This window comes from Amycolatopsis sp. NPDC104863 (assembly GCF_055582965.1).
This window is the reverse complement of the sequence record NZ_JBVJOW010000003.1, coordinates 730,497-748,502: the sequence shown is the minus strand read 5'-3', so window position 1 is coordinate 748,502 and position 18,006 is coordinate 730,497. Positions and strand designations below refer to the sequence as shown.

Annotated in this window: 12 protein-coding genes; 6 read left to right on the top strand and 6 right to left on the bottom strand. The window is 70.1% G+C overall.

Going from position 1 to position 18,006, the window contains the following annotated elements; all coding sequences use genetic code 11:
* Positions 1-3 precede the first annotated feature (3 nt).
* From ACZ63J_RS20150 to ACZ63J_RS20125, 6 genes are read right to left on the bottom strand one after another with little or no spacing between them, the layout of a single operon-like run.
* The gene (locus tag ACZ63J_RS20150; protein ID WP_465408226.1) at positions 4-1,170 is read right to left on the bottom strand and encodes an acyl-CoA dehydrogenase family protein; all 1,167 of its coding nucleotides are present in this window, start codon (positions 1,168-1,170) and stop codon (positions 4-6) included.
* Positions 1,167-3,116 (bottom strand): acetyl/propionyl/methylcrotonyl-CoA carboxylase subunit alpha, encoded by a 1,950-nt coding sequence (locus tag ACZ63J_RS20145; RefSeq protein WP_465408224.1) that lies wholly within the window; start codon positions 3,114-3,116, stop codon positions 1,167-1,169. Before ACZ63J_RS20145 ends, ACZ63J_RS20150 begins: the two co-directional genes overlap by 4 nt.
* A 7-nt stretch (positions 3,117-3,123) precedes the next feature.
* On the bottom strand, positions 3,124-4,722 hold the full coding sequence (locus tag ACZ63J_RS20140) for an acyl-CoA carboxylase subunit beta (protein ID WP_465408222.1): 1,599 nt from the start codon (positions 4,720-4,722) through the stop codon (positions 3,124-3,126).
* Entirely contained in the window at positions 4,719-5,867 is a 1,149-nt protein-coding gene (locus tag ACZ63J_RS20135; protein WP_465408220.1) for an acyl-CoA dehydrogenase family protein, read from the bottom strand. The genes ACZ63J_RS20140 and ACZ63J_RS20135 overlap by 4 nt, the downstream gene beginning before the upstream one ends.
* Complete coding sequence (locus tag ACZ63J_RS20130) at positions 5,864-7,558, bottom strand: acyclic terpene utilization AtuA family protein (protein WP_465439549.1); 1,695 nt, start codon at positions 7,556-7,558, stop codon at positions 5,864-5,866. Before ACZ63J_RS20130 ends, ACZ63J_RS20135 begins: the two co-directional genes overlap by 4 nt.
* Positions 7,555-8,379: a TIGR03084 family metal-binding protein gene (locus ACZ63J_RS20125; protein ID WP_465405223.1), complete on the bottom strand. Its 825-nt coding sequence runs from the start codon at positions 8,377-8,379 to the stop codon at positions 7,555-7,557. Before ACZ63J_RS20125 ends, ACZ63J_RS20130 begins: the two co-directional genes overlap by 4 nt.
* Positions 8,380-8,518: 139 nt before the next feature.
* Here ACZ63J_RS20125 and ACZ63J_RS20120 point away from each other — a divergent pair, with 139 nt between their 5' ends.
* The 6 genes from ACZ63J_RS20120 to ACZ63J_RS20095 all read left to right on the top strand — a co-directional run bounded on the left by ACZ63J_RS20120 (position 8,519) and on the right by ACZ63J_RS20095 (position 17,949).
* Positions 8,519-9,349: an enoyl-CoA hydratase-related protein gene (locus ACZ63J_RS20120; RefSeq protein WP_465405221.1), complete on the top strand. Its 831-nt coding sequence runs from the start codon at positions 8,519-8,521 to the stop codon at positions 9,347-9,349.
* Complete coding sequence (locus ACZ63J_RS20115; protein ID WP_465405219.1) at positions 9,346-9,948, top strand: acetoacetate decarboxylase family protein; 603 nt, start codon at positions 9,346-9,348, stop codon at positions 9,946-9,948. Before ACZ63J_RS20120 ends, ACZ63J_RS20115 begins: the two co-directional genes overlap by 4 nt.
* A gap of 278 nt (positions 9,949-10,226) precedes the next feature.
* Positions 10,227-13,184 carry a ribonucleoside-diphosphate reductase subunit alpha gene (locus ACZ63J_RS20110; protein WP_465405217.1) on the top strand — a complete coding sequence of 986 codons (2,958 nt, stop codon included), beginning with the start codon at positions 10,227-10,229 and terminating at the stop codon, positions 13,182-13,184.
* 14 nt (positions 13,185-13,198) lie between these two features.
* Positions 13,199-14,272 carry a ribonucleotide-diphosphate reductase subunit beta gene (locus ACZ63J_RS20105; RefSeq protein WP_465311245.1) on the top strand — a complete coding sequence of 358 codons (1,074 nt, stop codon included), beginning with the start codon at positions 13,199-13,201 and terminating at the stop codon, positions 14,270-14,272.
* A 162-nt stretch (positions 14,273-14,434) separates the two neighbouring features.
* Positions 14,435-15,895 (top strand): cytochrome P450, encoded by a 1,461-nt coding sequence (locus ACZ63J_RS20100; protein ID WP_465405215.1) that lies wholly within the window; start codon positions 14,435-14,437, stop codon positions 15,893-15,895.
* A 236-nt stretch (positions 15,896-16,131) separates the two neighbouring features.
* Positions 16,132-17,949 carry a putative bifunctional diguanylate cyclase/phosphodiesterase gene (locus tag ACZ63J_RS20095; RefSeq protein ID WP_465405237.1) on the top strand — a complete coding sequence of 606 codons (1,818 nt, stop codon included), beginning with the start codon at positions 16,132-16,134 and terminating at the stop codon, positions 17,947-17,949.
* Positions 17,950-18,006 lie beyond the last annotated feature (57 nt).

The following is an 18,006-nucleotide window of genomic DNA, read 5'->3' as shown; positions in this document are numbered from 1 at the left end:
CTCCTAGTAGGACTTGGGGAGGCCGAGGCTGTGCTGGCCGACGAAGTTGAGCACCATCTCGCGGCTGACCGGCGCGATCCGGCCGAGTCGCACCGCGGTGACCAGCGTGCCGAGGCCGTACTCGGTGGCGAGGCCGTTGCCACCGTGGGTCTGCACGGCCTGGTCGGTCGCGCGGATCGCCACCTCGGCGGCGGCGTACTTGGCCATGTTGGCCGACTCCCCCGCGCCGAAGTCGTCACCGTTGTCGTAGAGCGACGCGGCCTTCTGCGTCATCAGCTTGGCCAGCTCCAGCTCGACCTTGATCTCGGCGAGCGGGTGCGCGAGGCCCTGGTGGGCGCCGATCGGGGTGCCCCAGACCTGGCGCTGGTTGGCGTAGGAGACAGCCTTGGCCAGCGCGTACCGGGCGATGCCGAGGGAGAACGACGCGCCCATGATGCGTTCCGGGTTGAGGCCGGCGAACAGCTGCGCGATCGCCGCGTCCTCCTCGCCGACGAGCGCCTCGGCGGGCAGGTGGACGTCGTCGAGGAACAGCGAGTACTGGTTCTCCGGCGCGATGATGTCCATCGGGATCTTCGTGTACTCGAAGCCGGCGGTGTCGGTCGGCAGGATGAACAGCGCGGGCTTGAGCTTGCCCGTCTTCGCGTCCTCCATGCGGCCGACGACGAGCACCGCGTCAGCCTCGTCGACGCCGGAGATGTAGACCTTGCGTCCACTGAGGACCCACCCGTCACCGTCCCGTTTGGCGGTGGTGGTGATCTTGTGCGAGTTCGACCCGGCGTCCGGCTCGGTGATCGCGAAGACCATCCGCTTGGTGCCGTCGGCGATGCCCGGCAGCCACTGCTTCTTCTGCTCTTCGGTGCCGAAGCGGGAGATCACGGTGCCGCAAATCGCCGGTGAGACGACCATGAGCAGCAGCGGCGAGCCGGCGGCGGCGAGCTCTTCGAGCACCGCGGCGAGGTCGGCGATGCCCGCGCCCCCGCCGCCGTACTCCTCGGGGATGTTGACGCCGAGGTAGCCCAGGCGGCCGGCTTCGTCCCACAGCTCGTGGGTCTTCTCGTCCGCCCGCGCCTTGCGCGCGTAGTACTCGTGCCCGTACTTGGCGCCGAGCTCGGCGACGGCCTTGCGGAGCGCGATCCGCTCCTCCGGCTCGACGAAGTTCATCGCGTTCATTCTGCTTCTCCCACCACCGCGAGGATCGTGCCCACTTCGACCTGCTGTCCCACTGTCACCGGCAGTTCCGCCACGACCCCGTCGGCGGGGGCGGCGATCCGGTGTTCCATCTTCATCGCTTCGAGCCACAGCAACGGATCGCCCGCCTTGACCGGGTCCCCGGCCTGCACGGCGAGCCGGACGACGGTGCCCGGCATCGGCGCGACCAGCGACCCCGCGGCCAGCGCGGCGTCCGGATCGGCGAACCGGGGCTCGGCCTTGAGCGCCACCGAACCGAGCGCGGAGTCCACATAAGACACACCGTCGTGCCTCGCGACGTCGAAGGTGCGGCGCACCCCGGCGACGTCCAGGACGACCCGGCCGGGTTTGGCGGTCACCACCTCAGCGTCGTAACCCTCGGCCCGCAAACCGTCCCGGCCGAGTGTGTAGACCACCTCGTACTCGCGGTCGCTCACCGAGAAGACCTTGCGCTGCCCGGCCGAGCGGACGTTGCGCCAGCCGCTGGGCAGCCGTCCTTGCGTGGCCGCCGTCGCGCGGTTGCCCGCCGCGTCCGCCAGCGCCGCGGCGAGCGCGGAGACGCGCTCGGTGTCCACAGTGGCCAGCGGCGCGGCCAGGGTGTCGAGACCGTGGCGGTCGAAGAACGCCGTGTCGGTCTCCCCGGCGAGGAAGGCGTCGTGGCGGAGGATGTTGACCAGCAGGTCGCGGTTGGTGACCACACCGTGGATCTTCGTCGCGGCCAGCGCCTTGGCGAGCCGTCGCGCGGCCTCGGCGCGGGTCGGCGCCCAGGTGATCACCTTGGCGAGCATCGGGTCGTAGTGGACCCCGACGACCGAACCGGTCTCGAAGCCGGAGTCGAGCCGCAGGCCCGGTCCGTGGCTGAATGAACGGTCCACATCGGGCACCTCGAAGGTGTGCAGCGTGCCGCTCTGCGGCTGCCAGTTCGCCGCCGGGTCCTCGGCGTAGAGCCGGACTTCGATCGAGTGCCCGACGGTCGGCGGCGGGTCGGCGGGCAGCCGTTCCCCATCCGCGACGCGCAGCTGCAAGGCCACCAGATCCAGGCCGGTGACGTTCTCGGTGACCGGGTGTTCGACCTGCAGCCGGGTGTTCATCTCCAGGAAGTAGAACCGGCCGTCGGGCCCGGCGAGGAACTCGACCGTGCCCGCGCCGACGTAGTCGATCGCCTGGGCGGCCTTGCGCGCGGCGTCGAACAGCTCGGCGCGCATCGCTTCGTCGACAAACGGCGAGGGCGCTTCTTCGACGACCTTCTGGTGGCGGCGCTGGATCGAGCACTCCCGCTCCCCCACCGCCCACACCGTGCCGTGCTGGTCGGCCAGGACCTGGACCTCGATGTGCCGCCCGGTCTCCAGGTACCGCTCGCAGAACACCGTCGGGTCGCCGAACGCTGACCCGGCCTCTGCGCTCGCACCTTCCACCGCTTCGGCGAGTTCGGACAGCTCGCGGACCACGCGCATTCCGCGTCCGCCACCGCCCGCGGACGCCTTGACCAGCAACGGAAGATCCGCCTCGGTGACCGACGCGGGGTCCAGTTCGGACAGCACCGGCACCCCGGCGGCGGCCATCAGCCGCTTCGACTCCACTTTGGAGCCCATCGTCTCGATGGCTTCCGGCGGCGGCCCGACCCAGGTCAGCCCGGCGTCGATAACTGCCCGCGCGAACGCGGCGTTCTCGGACAGGAAGCCGTAACCGGGGTGGACGGCGTCGGCCCCGGTGTCGGCCGCGGCCTTCACCAGCAGTTCGGCACGCAGGTACGTCTCGGACGGCGCGTTGCCGGGCAGCCGGACGGCCGCGTCGGCTTCGAGGGTGTGGGGCGCGGCGGTATCGGCGTCGGAGAACACGGCGACCGTGCCGATCCCGGCGTCGCGGCAACTGCGGAAGACGCGGCGGGCGATCTCGCCGCGGTTGGCGACCAGCAGGTTCTGGATCATCGCTCACTCACATCCGGAAGACGCCGAAGCCCTCGGCGCCCTTCACTGGTCCATTGTGGATCGCGGACAGGCTCAGCCCCAGCACGGTGCGGGTGTCGCGCGGGTCGATGATGCCGTCGTCGTAGAGCATGCCGGAGAGGAACATCGGCATCGACTCGGCTTCGATCTGGCCTTCCACCATGGCGCGCATGGCCTTGTCGTTCTCCTCGCTGTACTCCTGGCCGCGCGCCTCGGTGGCCGCGCGGGCCACGATGGACAGCACGCCGGCCAGCTGCGCCGGGCCCATCACCGCGGACTTCGCGCTCGGCCACGCGAACAGGAAGCGGGGGTCGTAGGCGCGGCCGCACATCCCGTAGTGCCCGGCGCCGTAGGACGCTCCCATGAGGACGGACAGGTGCGGCACCTTCGAGTTCGACACGGCGTTGATCATCATCGCGCCGTGCTTGATGATGCCGCTCTGCTCGTACTCCTTGCCGACCATGTAGCCGGTCGTGTTGTGCAGGAAGACCAGCGGGGTGTGGATCTGGTTGGCCAGCTGGATGAACTGCGCGGCCTTCTGCGACTCCTCGCCGAACAGCACCCCCTGGGCATTGGCCAGCACGCCGACCGGATAACCGTGGATGCTCGCCCAACCTGTCACCAGTGACGAGCCGTACAGCGGCTTGAACTCGTCGAAGTCGGAGCCGTCGACCACCCGGGCGATCACCTCGCGCGGGTCGAACGGCACCTTGAGGTCGGGCGGCACGATGCCGAGCAGATCATCGACGTCGTAGAGCGGCTCGTCGTACTCCGGCTTGGGCGACGGCCCCTGCTTGGTCCAGTTGAGACGTTTGATGATGTTGCGGCCCAGGCGGATCGCGTCCTGCTCGTCGACGGCCAGGTAGTCGGCCAGGCCCGAGGTCCGCGCGTGCATCTCGGCGCCGCCGAGCGACTCGTCGTCGGACTCCTCACCGGTCGCCATCTTGACCAGCGGCGGCCCGCCGAGGAACACCTTCGCGCGTTCCTTGACCATGACGACGTAGTCCGACATGCCCGGCAGGTACGCGCCGCCGGCGGTCGAGTTGCCGAAGACCAGCGCAACCGTCGGGCAGCCCGCGGCGGACGCCCGCGTGATGTCGCGGAAGATCCGGCCGCCGGGGATGAAGATCTCTTTCTGCGTCGGCAGGTCCGCGCCGCCGGACTCGACGAGGTTGATCGTCGGCAGCCGGTTCTGCGCGGCGATGTCCGCCGCCCGGTAGGACTTCTTGGCCGTCCACGGGTTGCTCGCACCACCCTTGACCGTCGGGTCGCTGGCCGACACAAGGCACTCGACACCTTCGACCACGCCGATGCCGGTCACCAGGCTCGCACCGACGCGGTAGTCCGAACCCCAGGCCGCCAGTGGCGACAGCTCCAGGAACGGCGAGTCCTCGTCGAGCAGCAGCTCGATCCGCTCGCGGGCCAGGAGCTTGCCACGCTTGCGGTGCCGTTCGACGTACTTGTCCCCGCCACCGGCCACCGCCTTGGCCTGCTCGGTGTCGATCTCGGCGAGCTTCTCGAGCATCGCCTCGCGGTTCGCGCCGAACTCGGCGGCCCGCGTGTCCACTGTGGACCTCAGGGTCGTCATGAGGTGTATCCCAATCGCTTCGCGGCCAGGCCGGTGAGGATCTCGTTGGTGCCGCCGCCGATGCCGAGGATCCGGACGTCGCGGTAGTGCCGCTCGACCTCGGCCTCCCGCATGTACCCGAGCCCGCCGTGCAGCTGGACGGCCTCGTTGACCACCCACTCGGCGGCCTCGACGGCGGTGTTCTTGGCAAAACAGGCTTCGGCGATGACTTCCTCGCCCGAGACGTGCCGGATCGCGGCCTGCCGGGCGTAGGTGCGGGCGACGTCGACCCGCCGGGCCATCTCGGTCACCTTGTGCTGCACGAGCTGGCGCGAGATGAGCGGCCGCCCGAACGTCTCGCGCAGCCGGCACCAGTCCAACGTGAGGTCGAGCGCGCGCTGGGCGTGCGAGTACGCCTGCACGGCCAGGGAAAGCCGTTCGGTGACGAACTGGGTGGCGACCTGCGCGAACCCGCTGTTCTCGGCGCCGACGAGGTTCTCGACCGGCACCCGGACGTCCACGTAGGACAGTTCGGCAGTGTCGGAGCAGAGCCACCCCATCTTCTCAAGCTTGCGGGAAACAGTGAACCCGGGCGTCCCACGCTCGACGACGATCAGCGACAGCCCGTGGGCGCCGTCACCACCGGTGCGCACGACGGTCGTCACGAAGTCGGCGCGGCAGCCGGAGGTGATGTAGGTCTTGGCGCCGTTGATGACGTACTCGTCGCCCTCCCGGACCGCGGTGGTCCGGATCCCGGCCACGTCGGAACCGCCGTCCGGTTCAGTAACACCCAGGGAGCCGATCTTGTCCCCGGCGAGGGTCGGGCGCACCCAGCGTTCGATCTGCACCGGGTCGGCGGCCTCGGCGATGTGCGGGACGGCGATGCCGCAGGTGAACAGCGAAGCGAACAGCCCGCCGGACCCACCCGCGTAGTGCATCTCCTCGGCGACGACGAGCGCGTCCAGATAGTTGCCGTCGCCCCCGCCGATCTCTTCGGGGAACGCGACGCCGAGCAGGCCCAGGTCGCCGGCCTTGCGGTGCAGGTCGCGCGGCAGCTCACCGGCGCGCTCCCAGTCGTCGAGGTGCGGCAGGACCTCCTGCTCGACGAACTTCCGCACGGTCTTGCGCAGCTCCGCCCGTTCGGGCGTCCGAAAAGGATCGGTCACAGGAGCACCTCGGGAATGTCGATCTCACGGGACCGCAGCCACTCGCCGAAGGCCTTGGCCTGCGGGTCGAACCGCGCCTGCGAGGCGACGCCTTCACCGAGAATGCCTTCGACGACGAAGTTCACCGCCCGCAGGTTCGGCAGCAGGTGACGTGTCACCGGCAGGTCCGCGGTCTCCGGCAGCAGCAGCTTGAACTCGGCGACGGTCAGCCGGTACACGAGCCACCGCCAGGCCTCCTCGGACCGCACCCAGACGCCGAGGTTGGCGTTGCCGCCCTTGTCCCCGCTGCGGGCCCCGACAACCCGGCCGAGCGGCGCGCGCCGCACCGGCCCGTGGTCGAGCGGGTCGGGGAGCGCGGGCTCGTCCACATCGGACAGCTCCACAGTGGACGTCGGAGGAGCTATGTCGACACGCATCCCGTCCGGCAGCACCGCGATGTGCGGCACCAGACCGGCGTCCACGTAGGCCGCGGTGTAGACGCCGTAGGGCGAGGCATCCGACGGCGGCGCGGTGACGTGGAACCCGGGGTAGCTGGCCAGCGCGAGCTCGACCGCGGCGCCGGTGAACGCCCGGCCCGCGACCTTGGGGTCGGCGTCCTTGACCGCGACGTGCAGCAGCGCGCTCGCGGTCTGCTCGGTGTCGGCGTCGGTGTGGTCGGTCCGGGCCAGCGTCCACTTGACGTCGGCGGGCGGCCGGTCCTTCAACGCGGCTTCGAGCTGTTCCTTCACCAGCGCGGCTTTCGCCTCGATGTCGAGTCCGGTGAGGACGAACGTCGTCTCGTTGCGGAACCCGCCCAGGGTGTTCAGCGCGACCTTCAGCGTCGGCGGCGGAGCCTCTCCGCGAACCCCCGAGATGCGGACGCGGTCGGGCCCGTCCTCGGTCAGCGACAGCGTGTCGAACCGGGTCGTGACGTCCGGCCCGGCGTAGCGGGCGCCGGTGATCTCGTACAGCAGCTGCGCGGTGACGGTCCCGGCGTTCACCACTCCCCCGGTGCCCGGGTGCTTGGTGATGACGCTGGAGCCGTCGGCCTCGATCTCGGCGATCGGGAAGCCCGGCACGCCCAGGGAGTGCTCGGTGAAGAAGGCGTAGTTGCCGCCGGTGGCCTGGGCGCCGCACTCGATGACGTGCCCGGCCGCGACCGCTCCGGCGAGCGCGTCGTAGTTGTCGCGGGCCCAGCCGTAGTGCGCGGCGGCCGGCCCGACGATCACCGACGCGTCGGTGACACGCCCGGTGACCACGACGTCGGCGCCCGCGTTCAGGCATTCCGCGATGCCCCACGCGCCGAGATAAGCGTTGGCGGTCAACGGTTTCCCCAGCGACAGCTCGTCGGCGCGGGCGACCAGGTCGTCGCCCTCGACGTGCGCGATCTTCACGTCCAGGCCGAGCTTGTCGGCCAGTTCGCGCAGGGCGTCCGCGAGCCCGGCGGGGTTGAGCCCGCCGGCGTTGGCGACGATCTTGACGTCGTTTTCGCGCGCCAGCTCGAGGTTCTCCTCCAGCTGCCGCAGGAACGTCTTGGCGTACCCGCGGTTCGGGTCCTTCATCCGGTCGCGGCCGAGGATGAGCATGGTGAGCTCGGCGAGGTAGTCGCCGGTCAGGACGTCCAGCGGGCCGCCGGTGAGCATCTCGCGCACCGCGGAGAAGCGGTCGCCGTAGAAGCCGGACGCGTTGCCGATGCGATACGGCGATGTCATTGCCGCCTCCGCGGAGAAGAGTGCGTCGGCGGGGCGAACTGCCCCGGTTTCCGGCCTTCCCCGGGCGGGCCGGCGAAGGCCTGCGCGACGGTCAGCCACTCCTCGACGTCGGCGCCGTGCGCCACCAGGTCGGTGTCGGCCGGGTGGCGCCGCTGGGTGACGACCAGGCAGAAGTCCACGGCGCTGCCGGTCAGCTTCTGCTCGGCGTCTTCGGGCCCGAACGCCCAGGTGGTGCCGTCGGGCGCGGTGAGCTCGACGCGGAACTCCTCGGCCGGCGGCGCGAGGGAGTTGAGCAGGTAGGCGAAGTCGCGGGTGCGGGTGCCGAAGCGGGCGATGTGCCACAGCCGCGCGGTCGGCTCGCGCGTCAGGCCGAGGGCGTCGTAGATGTCCTGACCGTGCGCCCAGGTCTCCATCAGCCGCGCGGTGACCATCGACGCCGCGCTCATCGGCGGCCCGTACCAGGGCAGCTTCTGCCCGTCCGGCACCGCGGCGAGGGCCTCGGCCAGCCGCTCCCGGCCGGTCCGCCAGCGTTCGAGCAGCTCTTCCGGGGACGCCTGGGCCCCTTCGGCCGCGGCTTCGTCGACGTAGTGCTCGCCGACGGTGAGCAGGCTTTCCACCTCGGCCTGCCAGTCTTCGGGGTGGGCCGCCGCGATCAGGGCCTTCCCGTCGGTCCAGGCCAGGTGCGCGATCTGGTGCGCGATCGTCCACCCCTCGGCGGGGGTTTCCCGCGCCCAGTCCGACGCGGGCAGGTCCGCCACCACGTCGTCGATCGTCCGTGATTCCGCGTCGAGATCCCCGAGGATCACGCCGAGGTCCGCCATCGCCGCCTCCTTGCGTACTGGCGCCCAGCGTGGCACCGGCCCCGAGAAAAATCAAGCACGCCTGATTGTTTCGCCCCGGACGCTGCGGACGCACTATTGACATCTTGCCAGTAGTGCCGGACTGCCTTAGTTTCGTCGCATGGCCGAGACCACCTACGCCGTCGCGGACCGGATCGCCACGGTGACGTTGAACCGCCCCGAGGCGCGCAACGGCTACACGATCCGGATGGCCGACGAGCTCGGCGCCGCGATGGACCGCGCCGACCGCGACGAGGACGTCCGCGTGGTGGTGCTGACCGGCGCCGGCAAGGACTTCTGCGTCGGCGCCGACCTCTCACAGGGCGGCTTCGACTTCGACCCGGCGACCGGCCCGGACGCGTCGTGGCAGGAACCCGCCGGCCGGTGCTCCAAGCGGATCTTCACGATGAACAAGCCGGTGATCGCGGCCCTGCACGGCGCGGCGGTCGGCGCGGGCAGCACGATCACGCTCCCCTGCGACTACCGGCTCGCCTCCGAGGACTCGCGCTTCGGATTCGTCTTCACCCGCCGCGGCATCTACCCCGAAGGCGCGTCGGCGTGGTTCCTCCCCCGGCTCGTCGGGATGGGCACCGCACTCGACTGGATGATCAGCGGCCGGGTCTTCCCCGCGGCCGAGGCCCTCGCGAAGGGGCTGGTGCACCAGGTCTTCCCCACCGGCACGGTGCTGGAGGAGGCCTACAAGCTCGCTCACGAGCTCATCACGAACACCGCGCCGGTGTCGGTCGCCGTCACCCGCCAGCTGCTCTACCGGATGGCGAGCGCGGACTCGCCGTTCCCGGTCCACGAACTCGACTCCCGCCTGATCGGCGGGCTCGGCACCAACGCGGACGCCGTCGAAGGGGTCATGTCGTTCCTGCAGAAACGGCCGCCGTCGTGGGGTCTGCGGGTGGACAAGGACCTGCCGCCGTACCTCCCCTGGCTGGACGCATGACCGCCTATCCCCCGCAGCCCTGGAACCTGGTCGCGGACGCGCGCGTGTCGGTCTGGCGCGTCCCGGCGGCCGACCTGCCCGAACTGGCGGCCGAGCCGCTGCTCGTCGCGGGGCACGCGTCGGTGTTCACGGCGTGGATCGACTACACCCCGCCCGGTCAGCTGGCCTACCACGAGCTGCTGGCCGCGACGGCGGTCAAGGGCCGCCGCGTCTCGTGCTCGATCAGCGAGATCTGGGTCGACAGCGAGGTCTCCCTGGCCGGCGGGCGCGAGCTGTGGGGCATCCCGAAGGGCCTGGCGACCCTCGGCTTCACCGGCGACCGCTCGTTCACGGCGACGGCGGCCACTTCCGACGACTGGATCGCCACGGCCGCGTTCCGCCGGCGCGGCGGGCTGCCGCTGCGCCTGCCGACCGTCTTCGAGGTTGCGCAGTTGCTCGACGGCACGCTGCTGCGGACGCCGGTTTCGGCGAAGATCAGCCCGCGCGCCGCGGCGGCGGACTGGAGCTTCAACCCGGCGGGCCCGCTCGGCTACCTGTCCGGACGGCGCCCGGTGGCGAGCCTGGAGCTGCCCGGCTCGCAGCTGCGCTTCGGCGCCTGACCCGGCCGAACGGCGTCGAAACCTACCCCCGGGGCGTCCCGGGCGCACCCCGAACTGCTTCTCTGGGTGATCACTTAACCCGCCAGGGTTAAGCGTACGACACGCCATCTGGGGTCCCGTGCGGGCAACGACCCCTACATGTAGTCTCTGGTGACCGGCAGGGCCCAGCGACGGGGAGACCGCTGCAGAGTACTGCCGGGCCGTTTTGAAGAACCTGCAGCGCACGGCCTCGTGAGGCCGTGTGGCGATCGAACGCGCCCGAAAGCTTGGAGACACGCATGTCCGTCGAAACCGGTCAGCGGCCGCCCGCCGCCGCCGACACCCCCACCGCGATCCGGGTCATCCGGCGGGACGGCAGCGTGTCGCCGTTCGACGCCGGGAAGATCTCGGTCGCGCTCACGAAGGCGTTCCTCGCGGTCGAGGGTGGCGACGCCGCCGCGTCCTCCCGCGTGCACCACGTCGTCGCCGAGCTGACCCAGCAGGTCGAGACGACCCTGCTGCGCCACGCCGGCCCCGAGACCGCCCTGCACATCGAGCAGATCCAGGACATCGTCGAGCTCGCGCTGATGCGCGGCGAGCACCACAAGGTCGCCCGCGCGTACGTCCTCTACCGCGACGAGCGCATGAAGGCCCGTGAGGCCGCCAAGCCGGCCACGACCGAGGTCGCGCTGAACGTCAAGGGTGTCGACGGCGTCCTGCGCCCGCTCGACTGGGCGCGCGTGTCCCACGTCGTGGGCGAGGCCGTCGCCGGGCTCGAGGACGTCACCGCCGAGCCGGTGCTGGCCGAGGCCAAGCGCAACCTCTACGACGGCATCAGCGCCGACGAGCTCGCCCTGGCCCAGATCATGGCCGCTCGCGTGCTGGTCGAGCAGGAGCCGAACTACTCCTACGTCTCCGCCCGCCTGCTGCTGGACAAGCTGCGCGGCGAGGCCCTGAGCTACCTCGCGAAGAGCCCGCGCCTGGCCAGCCAGGACGAGATGGCCGCCGAGTACCCCGCGTACTTCCGCAACTACCTGCGCCGTGCGGTCGAGCTGGAGCTGGTCGACGGCGAGCTGCTGTCGTTCGACCTGGACAAGATCACCGCCGCGATCGAGGCCAAGCGTGACCTCGACTTCGGCTTCCTCGGCCTGCAGACGCTGTACGACCGGTACTTCCAGCACCACAACGGCACCCGCTTCGAGCTGCCGCAGGCGTTCTTCATGCGCGTCGCGATGGGCCTGGCGATCCGCGAGGACGACCGCGAAGCCCGCGCGATCGAGTTCTACGAGCTGCTCTCGACGTTCCACTTCATGGCGTCGACGCCGACCCTGTTCAACTCGGGCACCACCCGCGCCCAGCTGTCGTCCTGCTTCCTGACCACGGTGGACGACGACCTGGACTCGATCTTCCAGGCGTACAAGAACAACGCGCTGCTGGCCAAGTACTCCGGCGGCCTCGGCAACGACTGGACCCCGGTCCGCGGCCTCGGCGCGCACATCAAGGGCACCAACGGCCAGTCGCAGGGTGTCGTCCCGTTCCTCAAGATCGCCAACGACACCGCCGTCGCGGTCAACCAGGGCGGCAAGCGCAAGGGCGCGGCCTGCGCGTACCTCGAGACGTGGCACGTGGACATCGAGGAGTTCCTCGACCTGCGCAAGAACACCGGTGACGACCGCCGGCGCACGCACGACATGAACACCGCGAACTGGGTGCCGGACGAGTTCCTGCGCCGCGTCGAGGCCGACGCGCAGTGGACGCTGTTCTCGCCGAACGAGACCCCGGACCTGCACGACCTCTACGGCAACGCGTTCTCGGAGCGCTACCGCGAGTACGAGGCGATGGCCGAGCGCGGCGAGATCAAGGTGTTCCGCAAGATCCGCGCGGTGGAGCTGTGGCGCCGCATGCTGACCATGCTGTTCGAGACCGGCCACCCGTGGATCACCTTCAAGGACCCGTGCAACCTGCGCTCGCCGCAGCAGCACGTCGGCGTCGTGCACTCGTCCAACCTGTGCACCGAGATCACGCTGAACACCAACAGCGAAGAGGTCGCGGTCTGCAACCTCGGCTCGGTGAACCTGCTCAAGCACGTCACCCCCGAGGGCCTGGACACGAAGCGCCTCGAGAAGACCGTGCGCACGGCCGTCCGCATGCTGGACAACGTGATCGACATCAACTTCTACACGATCCCGGAGGCGCGCCGCTCCAACCTGCGCCACCGTCCGGTCGGCCTGGGCATCATGGGCTTCCAGGACGCGCTGTTCGAGATCGGCGTCCCGTTCGCTTCCGACGAGGCCGTGAAGTTCGCCGACGTCTCCATGGAGCACCTCTCCTACTACGCGATCTCGGCGTCGACCGACCTCGCCGAGGAGCGCGGGCAGTACCAGTCGTTCGAGGGCTCGCTGTGGAGCAAGGGCATCCTGCCGATCGACTCGCTGCAGCTGCTCATCGACGCCCGCCAGGGTGACGGCCTCGACGTCGACACCTCGTCCACTTTGGACTGGGCGCCGCTGCGCGAGCGCGTCAAGACCGTCGGCATGCGCAACTCCAACGTGATGGCGATCGCGCCGACCGCGACGATCTCCAACATCTCCGGTGTCGGCCAGTCGATCGAGCCGCTGTTCCAGAACCTGTTCGTCAAGTCGAACATGTCCGGCGACTTCACCGTCGTCAACCCGCACCTGGTCCGTTCGCTCAAGGCGCGCGGGCTGTGGGACGAGGTCATGGTCAGCGACCTCAAGTACTTCGACGGCTCCCTCGGCCAGATCGACCGCGTGCCGGACGACCTGAAGGCGCTGTACGCGACCGCGTTCGAGATCGAGTCGAAGTGGATCGTCGACGCCGGCTCGGTGCGCCAGAAGTGGATCGACCAGGCGCAGTCGCTGAACCTCTACATCGCGGCGCCGAGCGGCCGCAAGCTCGACGAGCTGTACCGCTACGCGTGGCACAAGGGCCTCAAGACCACGTACTACCTGCGGGCGCGGTCCGCGACGCACGTGGAGAAGAGCACCCTGCGCGGCACCGACGGCAAGCTGAACGCCGTCTCGGCCACCCCGGCCCCCGCTGCTCCCGCGGCGGCCCCGGCTCCCGCGCCGACGCCCGCGCCGTCCCCGTCGCCCGCCGCCGCGGTGCCGGCCGTCCCGGTGACCCCGGCTCCGAAGCCGGAGTCGAAGGAAATGCCGAAGACCGACGTCGACTTCGTCGCCACCGAAGGCGCCGCCTGCCGCATCGACGACCCCGACTGCGAAGCCTGCCAGTAAGGAACCCGAGGAACATGACCAACGTGGAGACGACCGGCGCGACCGGCCTCGGTGAGATCGAGGTCGGCGCCGCCCGGATCAACGTCGACGACAAGCGCATGATCAACGCGCGCGCCGACGTCAACCAGCTGCTGCCGATGAAGTACACCTGGGCCTGGGAGAAGTACCTGGCCGGCTGCAACAACCACTGGATGCCGACCGAGGTCGCCATGCAGGCCGACATCGCGCTGTGGAAGTCGAAGGACGGCCTCACCGAGGACGAGCGGCAGATGCTCAAGCGCAACCTGGGCTTCTTCGCGACCGCGGAGTCCCTGGTGGCCAACAACATCGTGCTCGCGGTGTACCGGCAGATCACCAACCCCGAGTGCCGCCAGTACCTGCTGCGCCAGGCGTTCGAGGAGGCCGTGCACACGCACACCTTCCAGTACATCTGCGAGAGCCTCGGCCTGGTCGAGGGCGAGCTGTTCAACATGTACCGCGAGGTCCCGTCCATTTCGGACAAGGACGCGTGGGCGCTGAAGTACACCCAGCACCTGGAGGACCCGGACTTCGAGACCGGGACGCCGGAGGCCGACACGGCGTTCCTGCGTGACCTCGTCGCGTTCTACGTGATCTTCGAGGGCATGTGGTTCTACACCGGCTTCGCGCAGATCCTCTCGCTCGGCCGCCGCAACAAGATGGTCGGCATCGCCGAGCAGTACCAGTACATCCTGCGCGACGAGTCGATCCACCTGAACTTCGGCATCGACTGCATCAACCAGATCAAGATCGAGAACCCGCACCTGTGGACCGAGGAGTTCCAGGAAGAGGTGCGCGGGATGCTGAAGGAGGCGTGCGAGCTGGAGGTCGCGTACGCGCGTGACACCATGCCGCGCGGCATGCTCGGCCTGTCGGCGCAGCTGTGCGAGCAGTACATGCACTTCATCACCGACCGGCGCGCGCAGCAGATCGGCCTCCAGCCGATCTTCGGCGAGACCGAGAACCCGTTCCCGTGGATGTCCGAGGCGATGGATCTGAAGAAGGAGAAGAACTTCTTCGAGACCCGCGTCATCGAGTACCAGTCGGGCGGCGCCCTCGACTGGGACTGACGTCTCGCGCTCAGCTCGGCCACGCCTTGGTCCGCCAGGGCGTGGCCGAGCTGTTTTGTGCGGAAGGCACGGCACGGACCACCCGAAAAGAGGACACCCCAACCTGTTGTCAGGTCGTCAACAAGGGTGCATCGTGGAGGGGTAGCCGATCTCGACGGGGAGATGGTCACCTTGACGAGCACCGTGGGCCGAGCCGCCGAAGCACTGCGTGAACGGGTGCCGCCCCTCACCGCCCTCCCCCTGCCGCGCAAAGTCGACGAGCGCTGGCTGCAGTCGCGCTGGCCCGTCCAGGAGCTCGCGACCCCGCCCGCCGGCAGCGGCCTCAAGCCCGTTCTCGGTGACGAGGGCCCGCCGGTCGTCGGGCACATGCTCGAGATGATGCGCTTCGGCCCCGCCTTCGGCCTGCGCCGCTACGAGCTCTACGGCCCGGTGTCGTGGACCAGCGGGTTCGGCCGGCGGATCGTCGCGCTGTCCGGGCCGGAGGCGACGCAGATCGCGCTCGTCAACAAGGACAAGGCGTTCTCGCAGGAGGGCTGGAAGTTCTTCATCGAGAAGTTCTTCGAGCGCGGCCTGATGCTGATGGACTTCGGCGAGCACCACCTGCACCGCCGGATCATGCAGGAGGCCTTCACCCGCGACCGGCTCACCGGCTACGTCAACGAGATGGGCCCCGCCCTGCGTGAAGGCGTCGCGACCTGGGGAGCGACCGACCGGCCGCGGCTGTACTGGGCGCTCAAGCAGCTCACCCTCGACGTCGCGACGCGCGTGTTCATGGGCATGCGCAGCGGCGCCGACGCGCACCGGATCAACCGCGCCTTCGTCAGCTCCGTGCGGGCCGGCACCGCGCTCGTGCGCGTCCCGGTGCCCGGCGGCCGCTGGGCGGCCGGGCTGCACGGCCGGCGGGTCCTGGAGCGCTACTTCGGCGAGAACCTGCCCGCCAAGCGCGCCGCCGACGGTGACGACCTGTTCTCCGCGCTCTGCCACGCCACCACCGAGGACGGCGACCGGTTCAGCGACACCGACATCGTCAACCACATGATCTTCCTGATGATGGCCGCGCACGACACGACGACCATCACCAGCAGCGCCATGGCCTACTACCTCGCCAAGCACCCGGAGTGGCAGGAGCGGGCGCGCGAAGAGTCCCTCGCGCTCGGCGACGACGTCCTCGACATCACCGCCATCGACCGGCTGGAGACGCTCGACCTCGTCATGAAGGAGGCGCTGCGGCTGGTCGCGCCGGTGCCGACGCTGACCCGCCAGACCGTCAAGGACACCGAGGTCCTCGGGCACTACATCCCGGAGGGCACACTGGTCGGCGTCTCACCGACGGTGAACCACTTCTCGCCCGAGTGCTGGACGGACCCGTTCACCTTCGACCCCGAGCGGTTCGCCGAACCGCGCCGCGAGGACAAGTCGCACCGGATGGCGTGGATGCCCTTCGGCGGCGGCGCGCACAAGTGCATCGGGCTCCACTTCGGCGGGCTCGAGGTGAAGTTGCTGATGCACGAAATGCTGCGCGCGTACCGCTGGTCGGTTCCGGAGAGTTACACCGCGCGCTGGGACTACGTCTCGCTGCCGGTCCCCGCCGACGGTCTCCCGGTGCGCCTGACGCCGCGTTGACGCGGGACTGTCCACCACTGCATACACGCGGTGACAAAAGGTCACCACATGTGGAGATTCGTTCACTCGTTCAGCCGGTAGACACCCCGTTACGCGCATGATGGCGTGGCATCGATCGATGCCGAGGGGTACCTAGTGTGGCTTCATGATCCCCGACACCGTGTCTGAACTGGGCTGACCTGTGCGTGAAGAGGTGGAGTGTGCCTGAGCTCGGTGCCGCGCCGGGGCTGCTGGACGTGGCGCGCAGGTGGGCGGCCACGTTGGCCGACACCAAAGGAGTAACACTTCCCCCGGAGGAGCTTGAACCACTCTTGCTCGAGATCGCGCACGACGCGGTCGGCCACGTCGCGCCGGGACCGGACGGCGCGGTGCACCGGTTCACCGCGCTCTACGCGGCGTCCCCGATGGGGATCGCGCTGGCCGACCCGGACGGCGAGATCGTCGAAGCGAACCTCGCGCTGGGCCAGCTGCTCGGTTGCTCACCGGAGAAGCTGCGCGGCCGGCACCTCACCGAGCTCGGCTCGACCGACCACGACGTCTCGCGCCTCAAGGCCGGGCTCGAGCAGGTGCGCCTGGGGCGTGAGCGCTACCAGGAGCGGATGCTGCTCGACCACACCGAAGACGGGCAGCTCTGGACCGACGTCACCCTCGCCCGGCTGCCCGGCGACCGGCCGGGCTCGATCTACCCGGTGCTCATGGTGTCCGACGCGAACGAGCTGCACCTGCTGCAGGAGCGGCTGCTGCACCAGAACGTGCACGACCCGCTGACCGGGCTGCCCAACGCGTCGTCGTTCACCACCAAGCTCGAGGCCGCGCTCGGCGCCGGCGCGCGCGACGACATCGCGCTGGTCTACCTCGACGTCGACGGCTTCAAGGTGGTCAACGACGGCCTCGGCGCCGGCGTCGGCGACCAGGTGCTGCGCGGGATCGCCGGCAAGCTCTCGGCCGTGTTCACCGGCCACCACGACGGGTTCGTCGCGCGGCTGTCCGGCGACGGCTTCGCGGTGCTGCTGCGGGGCGAGCTCAGCCCGGCCGAGGTCGTCGAGCTCGTCGAGCGGGCGCTGGAGGACCTCAACGAGCCGATCTACCTCGGCGGGCACGGCATCGGCGTCAGCGCGAGCGCGGGCATCGTGGTGCGCGCGGCCGTCGAAGGCGGCGCGGCCGAGCTGCTGCGGGCGGCGGAGATCGCGCTGCACCGGGCCAAGGAGGCCGGCAAGGCGCAGTGGATGCTGTTCGACCCCGAGCTGGACGCCCGCGACCGCGGCCGCTACCAGCTGGGCGCGGTGATCGCCGGTGCGCTGGAGAACGGCGAGTTCTCGCTCGTCTACCAGCCGACGGTCAAGCTGGCCCGCACCGACGAGCTCGCCGCCGTGAACGCCGGCCTGCGCTGGAACCACCCGGAGAAGGGCGAGCTCGACTCGGCCGAGTTCTACCCGCTGGCCCAGACGACGGGCATGACGGTGCCGCTCGGGCGCTGGCTGCTGGCCGAGTCCTTGGCCGCGACGGCCCGGTGGCGCTCCCGCTTCGGCGACGCGGCCCCGGACGTCTGCGTCCGGCTGCCCGCACGGCTGGCCATCGACCCGGACCTGGTGCTGCTGGTCAAGGAGCAGCTGGACAAGCACGAGCTGCCCCCGAAGGCGCTGCGGCTGTGCACGGACCGCGAGTCCGTCCTCGACCCGGCCGGCGAGGTCCTGGAGTCGTTCACGGTGCTCGCTGACCTCGGCACCCAGCTGGTGCTGACGATCTCGGGCTCGGCCGACCTGGAGCTGATCCCCCAGCACGATCTGCCGGTCCGCCACGTGATCCTCTCGGGCCCGGTGGTCGACGCGCTCGACACCGACGAGCCGGCCGAGACCGACCTGCGGCACCTGACCCAGCTGATCACCCGGGCCCGCGAGCTGCAGCTGCGTGTCGGCGCGGAGGGCGTGCGAACGCACGACCAGGCGGCGCGGCTGCGGCAGCTCGGGGTGCTGGCGGCGCGCGGGGAGTTCGTGAGCGCGTCGGCGACCGGGGACGAGGTCGACGAGCTGATCGCGCGTCACCCGGGCGGCTGACCAAGCCGGTGGCGGGGTGGCTCCGAAGACCCGGCAGGATGGGTTCTGCTGCCGACG

Bases quoted from the DNA above. Each gene is read 5' to 3' on its own strand.
- ACZ63J_RS20110 (WP_465405217.1), top strand. From the start codon at position 10,227: ATGTCCGTCGAAACCGGTCAGCGGCCGCCCGCCGCCGCCGACACCCCC.
- ACZ63J_RS20105 (WP_465311245.1), top strand. From the start codon at position 13,199: ATGACCAACGTGGAGACGACCGGCGCGACCGGCCTCGGTGAGATCGAG.
- ACZ63J_RS20100 (WP_465405215.1), top strand. From the start codon at position 14,435: ATGGTCACCTTGACGAGCACCGTGGGCCGAGCCGCCGAAGCACTGCGT.
- ACZ63J_RS20150 (WP_465408226.1), bottom strand. From the start codon at position 1,170: ATGAACGCGATGAACTTCGTCGAGCCGGAGGAGCGGATCGCGCTCCGC.
- ACZ63J_RS20145 (WP_465408224.1), bottom strand. From the start codon at position 3,116: ATGATCCAGAACCTGCTGGTCGCCAACCGCGGCGAGATCGCCCGCCGC.
- ACZ63J_RS20115 (WP_465405219.1), top strand. From the start codon at position 9,346: ATGACCGCCTATCCCCCGCAGCCCTGGAACCTGGTCGCGGACGCGCGC.
- ACZ63J_RS20120 (WP_465405221.1), top strand. From the start codon at position 8,519: ATGGCCGAGACCACCTACGCCGTCGCGGACCGGATCGCCACGGTGACG.
- ACZ63J_RS20125 (WP_465405223.1), bottom strand. From the start codon at position 8,379: ATGGCGGACCTCGGCGTGATCCTCGGGGATCTCGACGCGGAATCACGG.
- ACZ63J_RS20140 (WP_465408222.1), bottom strand. From the start codon at position 4,722: ATGACGACCCTGAGGTCCACAGTGGACACGCGGGCCGCCGAGTTCGGC.
- ACZ63J_RS20130 (WP_465439549.1), bottom strand. From the start codon at position 7,558: ATGACATCGCCGTATCGCATCGGCAACGCGTCCGGCTTCTACGGCGAC.